A 16,466-nucleotide genomic window follows, 5' to 3' on the forward strand; every position below is an offset into this window, starting at 1 on the left:
CTGTTAATGCAAACCAGTTGCAGTTGCACAAGAAGACGAAGAACTCGGAAAAAACCTGAATCTATCGTGAAATTATTTCCTGGCTACCGTCCGGCAAGGTGCGCAAGGCCACCGGAAGAATGTGCGGCAAGGCCTTGAGCAAAGCGTCGGTGTCGGTGGATTTGAACACGCTGGTCAAGCGCAGGTTGCTCACCGCTGGTGCGCTGACCCGCAACGGTTGCTCGCGGTAACGTGAAACTTCCCGGGCCACTTCGCCAAGGGTGGCGTTGTTGAACACCAGCTTGCCGGTGCGCCAGGCCGTCAGTTCTTCGGGGTTGACGGCGTAGGCAGCCGCCACCTGGCCTTGGGTATCCACATGGGTGCCCCGGCCGGCCGTCAGCATCACGACGGCCTCGGATTGGCGTCCTTGTACCTTGACCGTACCGGCCTCGACCACCACACGGGTCTGGTCGTCATCGCGGCGCACGTCGAAACGCGTACCGGTGACCGTCACCTGCCCTGCCCCGGCCGACACCACAAAGGGCCGGCTGGTGTCATGCTCGACACTGAACATCGCCTCGCCCTGCTTGAGTTCGATACCGCGCTGGCCTTTTACGTAGTGCACCGCCACCACACTGCGGCTGTTCAAATCCATCAGCGAACCGTCGGGGAGCGCCACCTGCCGGCGCTCCCCCAGCGCGGTGCTGAATTCGGCGTTGTACGGCGCCGGATGATCCAGGCCACTGAACAACCCAAGGCCCAGGGCCACCGCCAGCACACTCGCCGCCACTGCATAACGCAGCACGGGCCGGCGCTTCGCACGCGGTTCCGGGGAATCGCACAGCGCTTGCAAGCGCGCCTTTGGCACCAGGTCAGTGGCACTCCACAAGCCTTGCAGCACATCGAACTCGTACTGGTGTTCGGCATGCTCAGCACGCCAGGCATCAAAACGCTCGCGTTCTTCGACGCTCAACGGGCCGTCCTGCACACGTACAAACCATTGCGCTGCTTCATCGCGGGCCGTCGCACTGCCGCAGGCACACTCACGGGTATCCATCATGGAAGGTCCTGTTTCAAAGCGGGCATTGGTCATGGCGCCATCGCGTCCAGGCGGTCACGTAGATGCCGCAGGGTGCGGATCATATACTTTTCCACCATGTTTTTAGACAGGCCCAGGCGCTCGGCGATTTCCTGCTGGGTCAGGCCTTCGATCTTTTGCCAGATGAAAATCTTGCGGCAATTAAGCGGCAGCTCGGCCAAGGCTCGCTCGATGGAGTCCGCCAACTGGATCGCGTGCATGAAATGCTCCGGGTCGCCACTGTGGGGCGAACGCTGATCAAAGGCCTCCAGCGTCAGCGCCTCCCGACGGTCTTCGCGACGATAGGCGTCAACTGCGATATTGCGCGCCGTTTGATGCAGATAGGCGCGAGGTTGCTCAACTGCGCTGGATTTGGACTCAAGCACCCGCACAAAGGTGTCGTGGGCCAGGTCCTCGGCCTGCTGACGGTTTCTCAGGCGGCGCGTCCAGGTCCCGATCAACTCTTCGTAGTGCTCGAAAAAGCCTGTTCTGCGGGGCGGCTGAGGAGTCATCAGGGTGCACTGGGGAGGCGGGGCGTGAATAGTAATGCTTCCTATTAAGTGGAGCAATTGCTTCCCGTCGTCCTCTTTCTCTGACCCTTGTACAACCCGCCCAATCCCGGCAGCATTCCCCCGTGACTTTCACGGACGACCACTTTATGACCCTGCCCTTTTTCGCCCCCGTACTCCTCACCACCCAGCGCCTGGGCCTGCGCCCGCCCCATCAGGATGATTGGCGCGCGCTGTTTGCCATCTGGTCCGACCCCGAGGCCATGCGCTACTTTTCCTTTCCCACCATGACCCGCGCCGAGCAGGCCGTTGAACGCTTCGGCCAATTGATGGAAGCCTCGATTGCCGGTGAAGACCTGGTGTGTATGGTGGAGTTGCTGGCCACCGGCGAGGTGATCGGCAGTTGCGACCTGTTCAATGTGGATGAGCAATGTGGTCGGGCCGAAATCGGCTTCACCCTGAACCGCCAGCACTGGGGCAAGGGCTACATGAGCGAAGCCGCCCACGCCGTGATCGACCACGGCTTCAACACCGTCGGGCTGCGCCGCCTTGAAGCCGATATCGACCCACGCAACCTGGGCTCCGCAAAATTGCTTGAGCGCCTGGGTTTTGTGCGCGAAGGCCTGTTGCGCGAGCGTTGGGTGGTGGGCGATGAGATCTCGGACAGCGCGCTGTATGGGCTGCTTAAGCGTGACCGCCCTGCCTGACCCACAACGGGCGTGCCTTCTTCATTCCCACGATCAAGGCCAACAGAATCAAGCCCATGGCCTGCCACTGCGAAACCCCGGGGCGCTCCCCCAGAATCAGCATCGAGCTGACGATACCAAACACCGGGATCAGCAGTGACAGGGGCGCCACCCGGGAAACCGGGTACTCGCGCAACAACAGGTTCCAGCCCCAATAGCAGAAGTGCGTCGCGCCATACACCTGGAACGCCAGCGAGAACAACGCCACGCCGTTCAACTGCCCCGGCAACGCGATAAAGGCTTGCGGGCCGTCCAGCAGCCACGTCAACAGCACCAGCGGCAACGGTGCAAACAGGCTGGCCCAGACCACGAAGGCAAAGATCTCCCGCACCCCGGAGACCTTGATGATGATATTGCCGATGCTCCAGGCCAACGCGCTGAACAGCACCAGGGCAAACCCCAGCATCGTGGCCGTGCCCTGCACACTCAACAGCATGCCCACCAAGCCCATGGCCGCCAGCGCCACGCTGATCAATTGCGGCAGGGACAGGCTTTCACGAAACAGCAGCACGCCCCAGCCCAGGGTGAAAAATGCGCTGAACTGGATCAGCAGAGACGCGCTGCCGGGAGGCACGCCCATGGCGATCCCGAGGTTGATCAAGGCCCACATCGCCACCCCGAAGATCAAGCCGTAGGCCGCCAGCCACTTCACGGCAACCTGGGGTCGTTTCACCAGAAACACCCAGGGCAACGCGGCCAGGGTGAAACGCAGTGCCGTGAGCAACAGGGGGTTGATCTCGGCCAGGCCCAGTTTGGTGATGGGGAAGTTGAATCCCCACACGGCCGTCACCAGGACGGCCAATAACAGGTGTTTGTGTTTCATGGTGACGGGTCCATTTGCGGGTTGGCACGACAAGAGGCCGTGCATCCGGCAGATTTTTTCGCAAACTGCGATGGCCCGCCTGCGTTTGTGGGTCAACAAAGGCTAGAATCAGGCCATGCCCGATATTCATCCCTACGAAAACACCCCACGTGACGTGGTCGTGACCGCCATCGACTATGCCGACGGTGAACTGTTCCCCGACCACGCGCACCCGCGCGGGCAGTTTGCGTATGCCAGCCGGGGTGTCATCACGGTCTACACCGCTACCGGCAACTGGGTGGTGCCGCCCCGCCGCGCGATCTGGGTGCCGCCGCATGTGTCCCACGCCATGCTGATGCGGGGGTCGGTGACGATGCTCAACACCTACATTCGCCCGCAGGCGGCGCGAAGGCTGGAGTTGCCGCAAACGTGCCAGGTACTGGATGTGTCGCCGTTGCTTGGGCAGTTGCTGGAAAAGGCCGTGGAGGTGCCTGCGCGTTATGCGATGGGGGGTCGCGATAGTTATCTGATGGGCTTGCTGCTGCATGAGATTGCCCAGATGCCGCTGTTGCCGCTTTGTGCGCCGTTGCCTGCCGAACCGCGATTGGCGAAGGCCTGCGAAGAGTTCCTGGCGGGGCCTTCGTTGGAGGTCAGCATTGATGCCATGGCGTTCGGCGCGGGGATGAGTCGCCGGACGTTTACCCGGCATTTTCGTCAGGCCACGGGTGTCAGTTACCTGCAGTGGCGCCAGCAAGCCTGCCTGCTGGCGGGGATTGTGCGGCTGGGCAATGGGGAACCGGTGACCAGGGTGGCGCTGGATTTGGGGTATAGCAGCCCGAGTGCGTTTGCTACGGTGTTCAAGCGAGTGTTGGGTGAGGTGCCGAGTCGTTATTTCGCCAAGGAGTTGCGGCGGGGGGTAGGTCGGGGTACATATCCGTTGTTTAGGTAACGGCTGCTTATGGTTCCGCTCTTACAGCGGCTCACTTTTGAACAGCGTGTACGGACCGGACACATGGTTGACGGATGTACGGGGACATGGTGGACACTTTTCGGCGAGCCAACTTCGCCGGAAATCCATCATGCCCTGGGACACGAGAGACGCCATGAGCCTGAAAGAAGAGTTCGTTGCCTTAGCCCGGCAACCCGGCAGTAATAAACGAGAGCTGTGTCGACGATTCGGGATCAGCCCCCAAACGGCGTATAAGTGGCTCAAACGCTACGAGGCCCAAGGCCGGTCGGGGCTGCAAGAGATGTCCCGCAAACCTATCACCAGCCCCAAGCTGACCGACCCTGCTCTAGAAACGGCGGTCATAGCGCTCAGGCAAGACCATCCCGCATGGGGTGGGCGCACGATCAGCAGCATTTTGAAAAAGCAGATTGCTCCCAGCACCGTCACCAATGTCCTGCATCGGCACGGGATGATTAAGCCTGCGCAGAAGGAACAATTGGCGAAGCTGAGGTTTGAGCACGATGCGCCTAACGATCTTTGGCAGATGGACTTCAAAGGGCATTTCCCGACGCAACAAGGCCGATGCCACCCCCTGACGTTGCTGGACGATCACTCGCGATTCAATTTGGCTATTCAAGCGTGTGATAACGAGCGTGGGGTTACGGTGAAGGAGAAGATGATCGAGGTATTCCAGCGTTTCGGATTACCGGCTCGCATCAACGTTGATAACGGCCCGCCATGGGGCTCTCCCCGCAACCCTGGAGAAATTACTGAGTTGAGTATCTGGTTGATTCGCTTAGGAATTCGGATCAGTTTCAGCCGCCCTTACCATCCGCAAACCAATGGAAAGATTGAGCGTTTCCATCGATCACTCAAGGCCGAAGTGCTTGATGGGCGCCAGTTTTCCACGATCAAGGAGGCTCAAACAGCGTTTGATCGATGGCGCGAGGTTTATAACCTGCAACGCCCCCATCAAGCATTGGACTACAAGGTGCCGATGGACCGGTATCGGGCCAGCCCCTGGGCTTATCCGCAGCAACTGCCAGAGTTTGAATACGGACCGGACGACCTATTGGCTAAGGTTTATGACAGTCGATTCCGCTTTCAGAAACGTTATTTCAGTATCGCCAAAGGCCTGGCTGGGCAGCACATCGCGATACGCCCAAAGCCTGAAAGTGAGGGGCTATTTGACGTCTACTTCTGCCATCACTTTTTGCGGACCATAGACGTGAATAAGCCTGATTACGGACCATAATGTGTCAACCATGTCCCCGCACATGTGTCCACCATGTGTCCGGTCCGTACAAACAGCGCAAAAGTAAGCAAAACGCTCTTGCCCCACCACTCGGCTCCTCGCCTAGGCTCGGAGTGCCCTCACTCCGGCTTTGGACCGTGGGCCGCCGTCATGGGCCATCCCTGGCCCAGGACGGCTAACCTGGCGTCCTGCCAGGTTACCCACGCTCCAAAGCCTGCGTTCGGCCAGCGTGGTTTAACGGGGCGCCTAAGATCAAAATCAAGATCAAAAGCACAGCGGCCTCCCGGCCGGCTTGAGTGTTGAAAAGCAAAATCAAAAGCTAAAGCGGGCACGGTCCAAATGTGGGAGCGGGCTTGCTCGCGAAGGTCGTTAACGATGACGCGGGCATTCTGGATGAACGCGGCGCTCTCAGGTTTTTCGCGAGCAAGCCCGCTCCCACAGAAAAGCAGATCTGTTTTCGCTCTGGTTTTTGCTTTTGCTTTTAACACTCAAGCCGGCCGGGAGGCCGCTGTGCCCTTGATCTGCTTTTGATTTTGATCTGACTGCCCCAATAAGCCCGAGGCCGAACGCAGGTATTGCGGAGCGGGTAAACCGGCAGGACGCCGGTTTAGCCGCGCCGGGCCATGGATGGCCCGTCGCGGCGGCCCGCGGAGCAATGCCGGAGTGAGGGAACGCCGAGCCACAGCGAGGCGCCGACAGGCGGGGCAGAGCGTTTTGGTTACTTTGCCGCTTTTGCAAAGTGACTCGCTGTAAGAGCGAAACCATAAGCGGCCGTTACCTAAATAACGGATATGTACTCCCCGCCCCCCCCCCCCAAAAAACCTCACACCAACCGCTTAATCTGCTTATGCCGCCAAACCAACCGGTAATACGCCGTCTGCAACCCCAGCATCGCCAGATACGTCACCGGAAACGCCATCCAAACCCCCTCCAACCCAAACCGCGCATTCAGCAGATAAGCCACCGGCAACTCCACCCCCAACACGCACACGATCGAAATCCCCACCGGCACCAGCACCACCCCGCTGGCCCGCATGATCCCGCCCACCACCGCCTGGAACCCAAACACCAAAATGCTCCAGAGCATGATATGCAACAGATGCTCAGCCTTGACCCGCGCATCCACGTCGGTAATGAACAACCCCAACAGCCAGTGCGACAACCCATACCCCAACACAATCAACCCACCCGTCAGGCACAGGTTGATCAAAATCCCCGTTCGCAGGATCGGCCCAATCCGCTCCAATCGCCCCGCCCCGATCGCCTGCGCCCCAAGAATCGACGCCGTGATCGCAATCGACAACGCCGGAAACTGCACATAGTTGACGATCTGCGTCACCGCCCCATACGCCGCCGTCGCCTGGGAACCATGGCTGTTGACCAGCGCCAGAATCACCAACTCCGACAACGACAACACCACCATCTGCAACCCGGTCGGCAGACCAATACGCAGCACCTTGCCCAAAATCACCCGGTCCAGCCGCAACGCCGCCATCAACTCGCGATCCGGCGCCATCACGTGTTTTTTATGCCGCAGCCGCAACACCAGAAACGTCATCGCCAGGGCATTACCCACCAGCCCCGCCACCACCGCGCTCTGAATACCCATTGGCGGCAAACCCAGCCAGCCCTTGATCAGTGCCGGAGTCAGCACCAGGCCCACGGTGGTCGACACCACCAGCGCCAGCAACGGCGACACCGTGTCACTCACGCCCCGCAGCAGTTGGGTGAACAGGATGAACACCAGCAGCAGCGGCATGATCAGCATCATCATCTGCGCATAACCCACCGCGTCATCCAGCACATCCACCGGTGTGCCCAGCGCCTGCATCGCCGGGCGCGCAAACACGCTGCCCAGCACCGCCGCGATCACCCCGATCAGGGCGCCAAGGGTCAGGGTGGCGCCGGTGATCGACTTGACCATCGAGGTTTCCTGCGCGCCCCACGCCTGGCCGATCAGCACCGAAGCGCCGGCCCCCAGGCCGATCACCAGGGCGATAAAGAAAAACACAATGGGGAACATCCCCGACACCGCCGCCAACGCCTGGGTACCGAGCATCTGCCCGACGTAGATACCGTTCAGCGTGCCGGAAAAGCTCTGGAGGAAATTGGACAGCACCATGGGTGCCAGAAAGATCAGATAGATCTGCCACAACGGTCGTTGCTGGGTGACTTCCATGGAGGTTCGGATCTCAATGCAATTAGGCAGGGAAAGCGTTGCGTGATAACCAGGCCAGGTACAACTTCACATCCACCGGCCAGTGCGCAATCTTGTTGGAAAAGTCAGCGCCGTCCTGGGCAAACAACGCCCGCGAGGCCTCTTCGAAACCCGGCAAGTCGCCGCCCAGGGCGCTCATGAAACGATAGCTGGATTCCTTGGCCTGGCGTTGCTCATCGTGCTCGGCATGGGCGTTGCGCGCTTCGTCCACCAGCCGGCGCAAGGCCGCCGAGGCGCCGCCGCGTTGTTGCCCCAGCCATTCCCAATGCCGTGGCAGCAGGGTCACTTCACGGGCGACCACGCCCAGCTTCGGTCGGCCTACGGTAGGTGACACTGGCACTTCGGCCTCCGTCACCGTGGCTGCCGGTTGTTGGGGCGTATAACCCGCGGGCCAGGGATAGTCGACTTGAACACCGCTGGCGTCATCAAACACCAACAAACTGCCGGTCGACAGGTCGAGACTTTTCAGGTTTTTGGCGACGTCGGCATAAGAGCCGGCGGCCACGCGTTGGTGGCCAAGGAAGGCGGTGCAGTGTGATGCGCTCATGACTTTTACCCGGAATATATTGTTTTACCCGGGTCATATTAGCCTGAATTTTATTTGTTGCAAGCCGCTCGATGCGAAACCACCAAACGATTACTGATGGCGGTCGCACCCATGGCGCCCACGCCCACGCCCAGGTCAAGCAACAGGCACTCGGCGGCCCTAGGCGCGGGCGCCGGTGGCAGCGGCGTCGTCACGGGCCGAGCCCTTGAGTTTGCCCATCTGTGCGGTGGCGGCCAGCGGGGCGTTGGCCAGGGGTGGGACGCGGGTTGGGTTGGTGTCGATCAGTTCCAGATGTATGCCGCTTTGGGTGGTGTACATATCCGTTTTTTGGGTGATGGCTGAAATGGGTTCCGCTCTTACAGCGGCTCACTTTTGAACAGCGTGTACGGACCGGACACATGGTGGACACATGTGCGGGGACATGGTTGACACATTATGGACCATAGTCTGGCTTGCTCACGTCGATTGTTCGTAGGAAGTGATGGCAAAAGTAGACGTCAAAAAGCCCATCACTTTCAGGATTAGGACGTATGGCAAGGTGATGCCCAGCCAGCCCCTTAGCTATGCTGAAATAGCGTTTCTGAAAGCGGAATCGGCTGTTATAAGCCTTGGCCAATACGTCGTCCGGTCCGTATTCAAACTCCGATAACTGCTGCGGATAAGCCCATGGGCTGGCTCGATACCGGTCCATCGGCACCTTGTAGCCCAACGCTTGATGAGGCCGTTGCAAGTTATAAATCTCACGCCATTGATCAAACGCTGTTTGAGCTTCCTTGATCGTGGAAAACTGACGCCCATTAAGCACTTCGGCCTTGAGTGACCGATGGAAACGCTCAATCTTTCCATTGGTTTGGGGGTGGTAAGGACGGCTGAAGCTGATCCGAATTCCTAAGCGAATCAACCAGATACTCAGCTCGGTGATTTCGCCAGGGTTGCGCGGCGAGCCCCAGGGCGGGCCGTTATCGACGTTGATGCGAGCCGGTAATCCGAAGCGCTGGAACACTTCAATCATTTTCTCTTTCACCGTGGTCCCACGCTCGTTATCACAAGCCTGAATCGCCAGGTTGAATCGCGAGTGGTCGTCCAGCAGGGTCAGGGGATGGCATCGGCCTTGTTGCGTCGGGAAATGCCCTTTGAAGTCCATCTGCCAAAGATCGTTAGGCGCATCGTGTTCAAATCTCAACTTTGCCGCTTGTTCCTTCTGAGCAGGCTGAATCAGCCCGTGTCGGTGCAGAACATTAGTAACGGTGCTGGGAGCGATTTGTTTTTTCAAAATGCTGCTGATCGTGCGCCCACCCCAGGCTGGATGGTCTTGCCTGAGCGCTATGACCGCCGTCTCTAGAGCGGTGTTGGTCAGCTTGGGGCTGGTGAGAGGTTTGCGGGACTTCTCTTGCAGCCCCGACCGGCCTTGCGTCTCGTAGCGATCGAGCCACTTGTACGCCGTTTGGGGGCTGATACCGAATCGTCGACACAGTTCTCGTTTATTACTGCCGGGTTGCCGCGCCAAGGCGACAAACTCTTCTTTCAGGCTCATGGCATCTCTCGTGTCCCAGGGCATGATGGTTTTCCGGCGAAGTTAGCTCGCCGAAAAGTGTCCACCATGTCCCCGCACACCCGTCAACCATGTGTCCGGTCCGTACAAACAGCGCAAAAGTAAGCAAAACGCTCTTGCCCCACCACTCGGCACCTCGCCTAGGCTCGGTGTGCCCTCACTCCGGCTTTGGACCGTGGGCCGCCGTCATGGGCCATCCCTGGCCCAGGACGGCTAACCTGGCGTCCTGCCAGGTTACCCACGCTCCAAAGCCTGCGTTCGGCCAGCGTGGTTTAACGGGGCGCCTAAGATCAAGATCAAAAGCAAAAGCACAGCGGCCTCCCGGCCGGCTTGAGTGTTGAAGAGCAAAAGCCAAATCAAAATCTAAAGCGGGCACGGTCAAAAATGTGGGAGCGGGCTTGCTCGCGAAGGTCGTTAACGATGACGTGGGCATTCTGGATGAACGCGGCGCTCTCAGGTTTTTCGCGAGCAAGCCCGCTCCCACAGAAAAGCAGATTTGTTTTCGCTCTGGCTTTTGATCTGGCTTTTAACACTCAAGCCGGCCGGGAGGCCGCTGTGCTCTGCTTTTGATCTGCTTTTGATTTTGATCTGCGGGCCCCGTCAACCACGATGGCCGCAAGCAGGCACGGTGGAGCGGGTAAATCGGCAGGGAAGCCGATTTAGCCGCGCCGGGCCATGGATGGCCCGTCGCGGCGGCCCGCGGAACCGGGCCGGAGTGCGGGCATGCCGAGCCTAAGCGAGGCACCGAGTGGTGGGGCAAAGACCTTTTGGTTACTTTTGGGGCGTTTGCCAAAAGTGACCCGCTGTAAGAGCGGAACCATAAGTGGCCGTTACCGAAGCAACGGATATGTACACCGTCAATCACTCAGGAAGCGGAATCACCCGCAACGGCCGCACCGACTTATAAGAAAAACTCGAATAAATCTCCTTAACACACGGCAACCCCTGCAACACTTCCCGCGCAAACTCCCCAAACGACTCCAGATCCTTCGCCACCACTTCCAACAAAAAATCATACCGCCCCGAAACGTTATGACACGCCACAATCTCGGGAATCTCCAGCAACCTTTGCTCAAACGCCCGAGCCACCTCGCGCGAGTGCGTGTCCATCATGATGCTGACAAACGCCGTCACCCCATACCCGAGCGCCTTGGGCGACAGGATCGCCTGATACCCCCCGATCACCCCGCTGTCCTCGAGGTTCTTCACCCGCCGCCAACACGGCGAAGTGGTCAGCGACACCCGCTCCGCCAACTCCGCCACCGTCAACCGCGCATTGCCCTGCAAGGCGTTTAAAAGCGCCTTGTCAGTCCGATCCAGATGAATAGGCATATCTTGCCTCAAAACGTCATTTTTATTGTTTTTCATCCCAATCTACCGGGTTTTCCCAGCAAACTATGGAACATTCGGCCGCAGTTATAAGCATAGCATTGTAGGAAATAAGGAGCGTCCGACCATGAAAAATAAACACAATACGTTCGGCTTTTCCACCCGTGCCATCCACCACGGCTACGACCCTCAAGACCACCACGGCGCCCTCGTGCCGCCCATCTATCTATCGGCCACCTTCGCCTTCCCCACCGCCGAATACGGCGCCGCCTGCTTTGCCGGGGAAGAGAGCGGGCACTTCTACACCCGCATCTCCAACCCCACCCTGGCCCTGCTGGAAGCGCGCATGGCCACCCTGGAAAACGGCGAAGCCGCCGTGGCCTTCAGCTCCGGCATGGGCGCGATTGCCGCGACGTTCTGGACCCTGTTGCGCCCCGGTGACGAAATCATCGTCAGCCAGACCCTCTACGGCTGCACCTTCGCCCTGCTGCATCACGGCATCGGCGAATTCGGCATCAAGGTGCGCCACGTCGACCTCACCGACCTGGCCGCCCTGCGCGAGGCCATCAACCCGGCCACGCGCATGATCTATTTCGAGACCCCAGCCAACCCCAACCTGCAACTGGTGGACATCGCCGCCGTCGCCGAAATCGCCCACCAACAACCCGGCATCACCGTGGTGGTGGACAACACCTACTGCACACCCTACCTGCAACGCCCGCTGGAAATGGGTGCCGACGTGGTGGTGCACTCGGCGACGAAATACCTCAGCGGCCACGGCGATATCACCGTCGGCATCGCTGTCAGCAGCCAGGCCCTGGCCCAGCGCATTCGCCTGCAAGGGCTCAAGGACCTGACCGGCGCGGTGATGTCGCCTCAGGATGCCGCCCTGCTGATGCGCGGCCTCAAGACCCTGGCTCTGCGCATGGACCGCCATTGCAGCAACGCCCTGACTATCGCCGAAGCCTTGCAGGCCCATCCCTTGGTGGAATGGGTGACCTACCCCGGCTTGCGCTCCTTCCCCCAATACGAATTGGCCGCCCGGCAGATGAAACAATCCGGCGGCATGATCGCGTTTGAACTCAAGGGCGGCATCGAGATGGGCCGGCGTTTCATGAATGCCCTCAAGCTGTTCACCCGGGCGGTGAGCCTGGGGGACGCCGAGTCACTGGCCCAGCACCCGGCCAGCATGACCCACTCCACCTACACCCCGGAACAACGCGCCCACCACGGGATTTCCGAGGGGCTGGTGCGGCTCTCGGCGGGCCTTGAGGATGTCGCCGATCTGTTGGCGGACGTTGAGCAGGCACTGCACGCCTGTGCCCCGAAACCGAAATCCAGGGTTGTGCAGCAAAACGTTCATCACGCTTGAGGTAAATTCACAACCAGGCGCGACGTTTACCAATAGCCCGGCCTGAAAAGGTCGGGCTTTTCCCGTTGAGCCCTGCACCGCAAAAAATTTGATCCATTCATTGGCCCGTTTGCGAAAGCCTGTACTAGCATACGAGGCGGCAGTCATGGAGATCACTGCCCTGTACGCCGCCCTCATTGAAACTCATGGATGAAATGATGAACTCACACCTGTTCCCCCACATTGGCAAAGTCATCGCCAGCACCGGCAGCCGACATTTCCCGCGCATGCTGCATGACCTGATCCTCACCCAACTGGCGGTCGATGCCACGCACATCACCCAAATGCCTGTGAGTTCACCGCGCAAGGGCGGCAGTTCGCGAATGACGGGGATCAGCCCGGTGTACACCGACCCGCTGCCAGGGCAGGAAGAGGCCCAGGCCGCCGCCCAACTGCACCTGACCCGGCGCAAGGATGACGTCAGCTACGTGCTCTCGGTGTATCGCTCGAACCCCTCCGAAAGCTTTTCCCAGCAGGAACGGATCATCCTGCAGGACTTCTCCTCCTTGCTGCTGCCGATGGTTGAAAAGCACATCAGCGCCCTGCAACCCAGCAGCCCGGACAGTGAAGCGCCGCAGCAACCAGGCATCGACACCTTGCGCCGGCGCTTCGAAGAACGCCTCGCGCAATCGGGGCTGGCCCTGTCCAGCCGTGAGCTGGAGGTGTGCGTGGGGTTGCTGGCCGGGCGTACCGCGCCGGAACTGGCGGAGCAGTTGGCGTTGAAGGTCAACACCATCGAGAGCTACCTCAAGCGGGCGGCGATCAAGATGGGCATCAGTGGCCGGCATTCGTTGATGCGGTGGATGTACGCCACAGAAGAAAACGCAACGCTCTAGAACACCGCAGGACAAATGTGGGAGCGGGCTTGCTCGCGAATGCGGTGTGTCAGTCAATACATGTGTGACTGATCCACCGCATTCGCGAGCAAGCCCGCTCCCAAATGTTGATCTCTACCCGGCTTAATCCCGGGCCAGGGCTTCAATCGGATCCAGCCGCGCCGCATTCCTCGCCGGCACAAACCCGAACACAATCCCGATCAGCGTCGAACACGCAAACGCCGTCACCACCGACCCCAGGGAAAACACCATTTCCCACTCTTTCACAAACAACGAAAACAGATAGCCAATGGCGAATGACAGCGAGATGCCGATCATCCCGCCAATCAGGCAGACCATCACCGCTTCCACCAGGAACTGCTGGCGAATATCCGATTGCCGCGCGCCCACGGCCATGCGAATCCCGATCTCGCGGGTGCGCTCGGTCACCGACACCAGCATGATATTCATCACCCCGATGCCCCCCACCAGCAACGAAATCACCGCGATCAACGACAGCAGCAACGCCAGGGAGCGGCTGGTTTTCTGCACCGTCTGCATGATGCTGTCGAGGTTGTTGGTAAAGAAATCCTTGGTGCCGTGGCGTTGCAACATCAGCTTGGTGACGTTCTCTTCCACCACCTTGCTCGGCTGACCGTCCTTGATCCGCACAGTGATGTTGTCCAGATGGCGCTGGCCCAACAGCCGCCCCGCCGCCGTCTCATACGGCACCCACACGTTCAGCGCCTTGCTGGCGGCAAACATGTTTTTGTTGTCCGCCGTCACCCCGATCACCGTGCAGGGCAGGTTGCCCACCAGGATCACCTGGCCCAACGGATCCACCCCGGGCCCGAACAACCGATGGCGCGTGTTGTGGTCGATCACCACCACCTGGGCCTGGCGCCGGGCGTCGCTTTCGCTGAAGGTAATCCCGGCTTCGAGCTTCAGGCCCTTGACCTGGAAGTAGCGGTCGCTGACACCATTGACCTGGGCATCCAGGTCGATGTTGCGGTAGCGCAACAACAGGTTGCGCCCCACCACCGGCGTGGCGCTGTCGACGTAATACAGCTGGTTCAGCGCCTCCACATCCGACGGCAACAATGTCTCGATGGCCGAGGCGCGGCTGTCACCGAAACTCTTGCCGGGAAAGATGTCGATGGTGTTGCTGCCAATGGCCTGGATGTCCTTGAGCACATAGCGCTTGGCACCTTCGCCAATGGCCGAGATCGACACCACCGAGGTGATGCCGATGACGATGCCGAGCATGGTCAGCAAGGTGCGCATGCGATGGGAAATCAGCGCCACCCAGGCCATGTTGAAAGCTTCCTTGAACAGCCCGAGGCTCGCCACCAACTTGCGTGCACCGCTGCGCTTGGGCTCGATGGGCGCTTCGGTGGGCAAGTCGAGGCCGACGCTCTCATTGTCGCGGTCACTGACGATCTCGCCATCGCGCACCTCAATGATCCGCTGGGCATTGGCCGCGACTTTCGGGTCATGGGTGACGATGATCACCGTGTGCCCGGCGGCGTGCAGCTCGGCCAGGATGCGCATCACTTCCTTGCCGCTATGGGTGTCGAGGGCGCCGGTGGGTTCGTCGGCGAGGATCACTTCCCCGCCATTCATCAAGGCCCTGGCGATACTCACCCGCTGTTGCTGGCCGCCGGATAGCTGGCTCGGCCGATGGGTCAAATGCCCCGACAAACCCAGTCGCGTCAGCAACTCCCCGGCCCGACTATGCCTGGCGGTTTCCGGCGTACCGGCATAAATCGCCGGCATTTCCACGTTATGCAACGCGCTCAAGTGCGCCAGCAAGTGGTAACGCTGAAAGATAAAACCGAAGTAGTCGCGGCGCAGTTCGGCCAGTTGCTCATCCCCCAGGGTGCGGGTTTCGATGCCATTGATCTTGTAGCTGCCGGCGGTGGCGTAGTCGAGGCCGCCGAGGATGTTCATCAGGGTCGATTTACCCGAACCCGAGGCCCCGGTGATCGCGACCATTTCTCCGGCATGGATGGTCAGGTCGATGCCCTTGAGGGCAATGAACTCGCGGTCACCGGCCATGAAACTGCGGACGATGCCTTTAAGTTCCAACAGTGGCTGAGTCATCAATCAGCCCCCCGCCACGGCGGGCGATGGATCACCGATCACCACCTTGTCGCCTTCGGCCAGGCCATCAAGGATCTGCACCTTGACGTTATTGTTGATGCCGGTCTTCACCTGTCGCGTGTTGGCCTTGCCCTTGGCGTCCAGCACCCGCACCGGGAAGCTGCCGTCGGCATTGCGCGGACCGAGTGCGGCCACCGGCACAGTCAGTGCGGCCTTGGCGGTGTCGAGCACGATCCGCACCTGGGCGGTCATGGCGATGCGCAGGCGGTGGTCGGGGTTGGGTACGTCGAACAGCGCGTTATAGAACACCGCGGTGTTTTGCTTCGGGGTGCCGGCGGTCTGGGTTTCGAGGAAGTTTTGCGGGGCGGGTTCAGTGCCGCGCAGTTTGGCGTAGTAGCGCTTGTCAGCCTCGCCGAGGATGGTGAAATACACCTGTTGGCCGGGGCTGATGTGGATCACGTCGGCCTCGGAGACCTGGGCCTTGACGGTCATGGTGTCCAGGTCGGCGAGCTTGAGCAGGACCGGCGCCAGTTGGCTGGCGATCACGGTCTGGCCTTCCTGGGTGACGATGCCCACCACGTCGCCGTCGATTGGCGCGACGATGCGGGTGTAGGCCAGGTTGATCTTGGCGGTGTCGATCTGGATGTGGGCGCTTTTGATCTGGGCGTCGAGGGACATCAGGTTGGCGCGCTGTACCTCGTAGTTGGATTCGGCGGTTTCGAAGTCCTGGCGGGACACGGATTCGTCCTCTTGCAGGCCCTGATAGCGTTCGTAGACGGATTTGGTTTCCTTGAGTTGCGCCGCGGTGGCGCGGCGTTGGGCCTGAAGGTTTTCTTCGTCGACCTGGGCTTTGCGCAGGGTGTTTTGCAGGATCAACGGGTCGATTTCGGCGAGCCATTGGCCCTTCTTGACCTTGTCGCCGACCTTTACCTTCAAGGATTTGAGCTGGCCGGAGACTTGGGCACCGACGTCGACCTGCTTGACGCCTTCGAGCAAACCGGTGGCCAGGACGGCGTTTTCGATGTCACTGCGTTCGGCGGTGGCGGTCAGGTATTGCGGCGCGTCTGCCGGGGCCTGCACGGTGTAGATGATCAGGCCCGCTGCGACGGTCAACACCAGGGCCAATCCTGCTTTTCGATACTTTGACTTTTCCATAAATGACCATAAGAGGTG

14 protein-coding genes and 1 pseudogene are annotated in these 16,466 nt (G+C 60.1%); 5 read left to right on the forward strand and 10 right to left on the reverse strand.

The features are described 5' to 3' along the window. Window positions 1-61: 61 nt before the first annotated feature. Together NVB75_RS08170 and NVB75_RS08175 are read right to left on the reverse strand one after the other, a co-directional pair. Entirely contained in the window at window positions 62-1,036 is a 975-nt protein-coding gene (locus NVB75_RS08170; protein ID WP_258348558.1) for a FecR family protein, read from the reverse strand. Between the two features lie 32 nt (window positions 1,037-1,068). Continuing rightward, a complete protein-coding gene (locus NVB75_RS08175; RefSeq protein WP_258346768.1) occupies window positions 1,069-1,569 on the reverse strand; it encodes a sigma-70 family RNA polymerase sigma factor in 501 nt (166 codons plus the stop codon). A gap of 146 nt (window positions 1,570-1,715) precedes the next feature. On the opposite strand from NVB75_RS08175, the gene NVB75_RS08180 reads away from it, so the two are divergent. Further along, entirely contained in the window at window positions 1,716-2,273 is a 558-nt protein-coding gene (locus NVB75_RS08180) for a GNAT family N-acetyltransferase (RefSeq protein ID WP_258346769.1), read from the forward strand. Here NVB75_RS08180 and NVB75_RS08185 read toward each other — a convergent pair. Next, window positions 2,251-3,135, reverse strand: a complete 885-nt coding sequence (locus tag NVB75_RS08185; RefSeq protein ID WP_258346770.1) for an EamA family transporter — start codon at window positions 3,133-3,135, stop codon at window positions 2,251-2,253. The genes NVB75_RS08180 and NVB75_RS08185 overlap by 23 nt on opposite strands. Window positions 3,136-3,250: 115 nt before the next feature. Between NVB75_RS08185 and NVB75_RS08190 the strand changes: the two genes are divergently transcribed. Both NVB75_RS08190 and NVB75_RS08195 read left to right on the forward strand, forming a co-directional pair. Next, window positions 3,251-4,063, forward strand: a complete 813-nt coding sequence (locus NVB75_RS08190; protein WP_258346771.1) for a helix-turn-helix domain-containing protein — start codon at window positions 3,251-3,253, stop codon at window positions 4,061-4,063. A gap of 130 nt (window positions 4,064-4,193) precedes the next feature. Next, on the forward strand, window positions 4,194-5,318 hold the full coding sequence (locus NVB75_RS08195; protein ID WP_258346772.1) for an IS481 family transposase: 1,125 nt from the start codon (window positions 4,194-4,196) through the stop codon (window positions 5,316-5,318). Between the two features lie 823 nt (window positions 5,319-6,141). Here NVB75_RS08195 and NVB75_RS08200 read toward each other — a convergent pair. The 5 genes and pseudogenes from NVB75_RS08200 to NVB75_RS08220 all read right to left on the reverse strand — a co-directional run bounded on the left by NVB75_RS08200 (window position 6,142) and on the right by NVB75_RS08220 (window position 10,967). Next, on the reverse strand, window positions 6,142-7,497 hold the full coding sequence (locus NVB75_RS08200; RefSeq protein ID WP_258346773.1) for an MATE family efflux transporter: 1,356 nt from the start codon (window positions 7,495-7,497) through the stop codon (window positions 6,142-6,144). A gap of 22 nt (window positions 7,498-7,519) precedes the next feature. Continuing rightward, complete coding sequence (locus NVB75_RS08205) at window positions 7,520-8,083, reverse strand: DUF2239 family protein (RefSeq protein ID WP_258346774.1); 564 nt, start codon at window positions 8,081-8,083, stop codon at window positions 7,520-7,522. Window positions 8,084-8,248: 165 nt separating this feature from the next. Continuing rightward, window positions 8,249-8,371: pseudogene (locus tag NVB75_RS08210) on the reverse strand (acetamidase/formamidase family protein); the annotation flags it as partial. Window positions 8,372-8,516: 145 nt separating this feature from the next. Further along, window positions 8,517-9,641: an IS481 family transposase gene (locus tag NVB75_RS08215; RefSeq protein ID WP_258344060.1), complete on the reverse strand. Its 1,125-nt coding sequence runs from the start codon at window positions 9,639-9,641 to the stop codon at window positions 8,517-8,519. Between the two features lie 855 nt (window positions 9,642-10,496). Then, window positions 10,497-10,967: an Lrp/AsnC family transcriptional regulator gene (locus NVB75_RS08220; protein WP_017479794.1), complete on the reverse strand. Its 471-nt coding sequence runs from the start codon at window positions 10,965-10,967 to the stop codon at window positions 10,497-10,499. Between the two features lie 124 nt (window positions 10,968-11,091). Here NVB75_RS08220 and NVB75_RS08225 point away from each other — a divergent pair, with 124 nt between their 5' ends. Beyond that, window positions 11,092-12,336, forward strand: coding sequence for a methionine gamma-lyase (locus NVB75_RS08225; protein ID WP_258346775.1), 1,245 nt, complete (start codon window positions 11,092-11,094; stop codon window positions 12,334-12,336). A gap of 185 nt (window positions 12,337-12,521) precedes the next feature. Continuing rightward, window positions 12,522-13,211, forward strand: coding sequence for a helix-turn-helix transcriptional regulator (locus NVB75_RS08230; RefSeq protein WP_258346776.1), 690 nt, complete (start codon window positions 12,522-12,524; stop codon window positions 13,209-13,211). A 123-nt stretch (window positions 13,212-13,334) separates the two neighbouring features. Here NVB75_RS08230 and NVB75_RS08235 read toward each other — a convergent pair whose 3' ends face one another. Continuing rightward, window positions 13,335-15,293 (reverse strand): MacB family efflux pump subunit, encoded by a 1,959-nt coding sequence (locus NVB75_RS08235; protein ID WP_258346777.1) that lies wholly within the window; start codon window positions 15,291-15,293, stop codon window positions 13,335-13,337. Between the two features lie 3 nt (window positions 15,294-15,296). After that, on the reverse strand, window positions 15,297-16,448 hold the full coding sequence (gene macA, locus NVB75_RS08240) for a macrolide transporter subunit MacA (RefSeq protein ID WP_258346778.1): 1,152 nt from the start codon (window positions 16,446-16,448) through the stop codon (window positions 15,297-15,299). Window positions 16,449-16,466 lie beyond the last annotated feature (18 nt).

Source organism: Pseudomonas sp. CBS (genome assembly GCF_024734645.1).
Lineage (GTDB): Bacteria > Pseudomonadota > Gammaproteobacteria > Pseudomonadales > Pseudomonadaceae > Aquipseudomonas.

What these genes read in the sequence shown, in the direction of transcription:
- NVB75_RS08235 (WP_258346777.1), bottom strand. Translation starts at nt 15,293, where the DNA reads ATGACTCAGCCACTGTTGGAACTTAAAGGCATCGTCCGCAGTTTCATG.
- NVB75_RS08220 (WP_017479794.1), bottom strand. Translation starts at nt 10,967, where the DNA reads ATGCCTATTCATCTGGATCGGACTGACAAGGCGCTTTTAAACGCCTTG.
- NVB75_RS08175 (WP_258346768.1), bottom strand. Translation starts at nt 1,569, where the DNA reads ATGACTCCTCAGCCGCCCCGCAGAACAGGCTTTTTCGAGCACTACGAA.
- NVB75_RS08190 (WP_258346771.1), top strand. Translation starts at nt 3,251, where the DNA reads ATGCCCGATATTCATCCCTACGAAAACACCCCACGTGACGTGGTCGTG.
- NVB75_RS08170 (WP_258348558.1), bottom strand. Translation starts at nt 1,036, where the DNA reads ATGGATACCCGTGAGTGTGCCTGCGGCAGTGCGACGGCCCGCGATGAA.
- NVB75_RS08205 (WP_258346774.1), bottom strand. Translation starts at nt 8,083, where the DNA reads ATGAGCGCATCACACTGCACCGCCTTCCTTGGCCACCAACGCGTGGCC.
- NVB75_RS08185 (WP_258346770.1), bottom strand. Translation starts at nt 3,135, where the DNA reads ATGAAACACAAACACCTGTTATTGGCCGTCCTGGTGACGGCCGTGTGG.
- macA (WP_258346778.1), bottom strand. Translation starts at nt 16,448, where the DNA reads ATGGAAAAGTCAAAGTATCGAAAAGCAGGATTGGCCCTGGTGTTGACC.
- NVB75_RS08215 (WP_258344060.1), bottom strand. Translation starts at nt 9,641, where the DNA reads ATGCCCTGGGACACGAGAGATGCCATGAGCCTGAAAGAAGAGTTTGTC.
- NVB75_RS08200 (WP_258346773.1), bottom strand. Translation starts at nt 7,497, where the DNA reads ATGGAAGTCACCCAGCAACGACCGTTGTGGCAGATCTATCTGATCTTT.
- NVB75_RS08225 (WP_258346775.1), top strand. Translation starts at nt 11,092, where the DNA reads ATGAAAAATAAACACAATACGTTCGGCTTTTCCACCCGTGCCATCCAC.
- NVB75_RS08195 (WP_258346772.1), top strand. Translation starts at nt 4,194, where the DNA reads ATGCCCTGGGACACGAGAGACGCCATGAGCCTGAAAGAAGAGTTCGTT.
- NVB75_RS08180 (WP_258346769.1), top strand. Translation starts at nt 1,716, where the DNA reads ATGACCCTGCCCTTTTTCGCCCCCGTACTCCTCACCACCCAGCGCCTG.
- NVB75_RS08230 (WP_258346776.1), top strand. Translation starts at nt 12,522, where the DNA reads ATGGATGAAATGATGAACTCACACCTGTTCCCCCACATTGGCAAAGTC.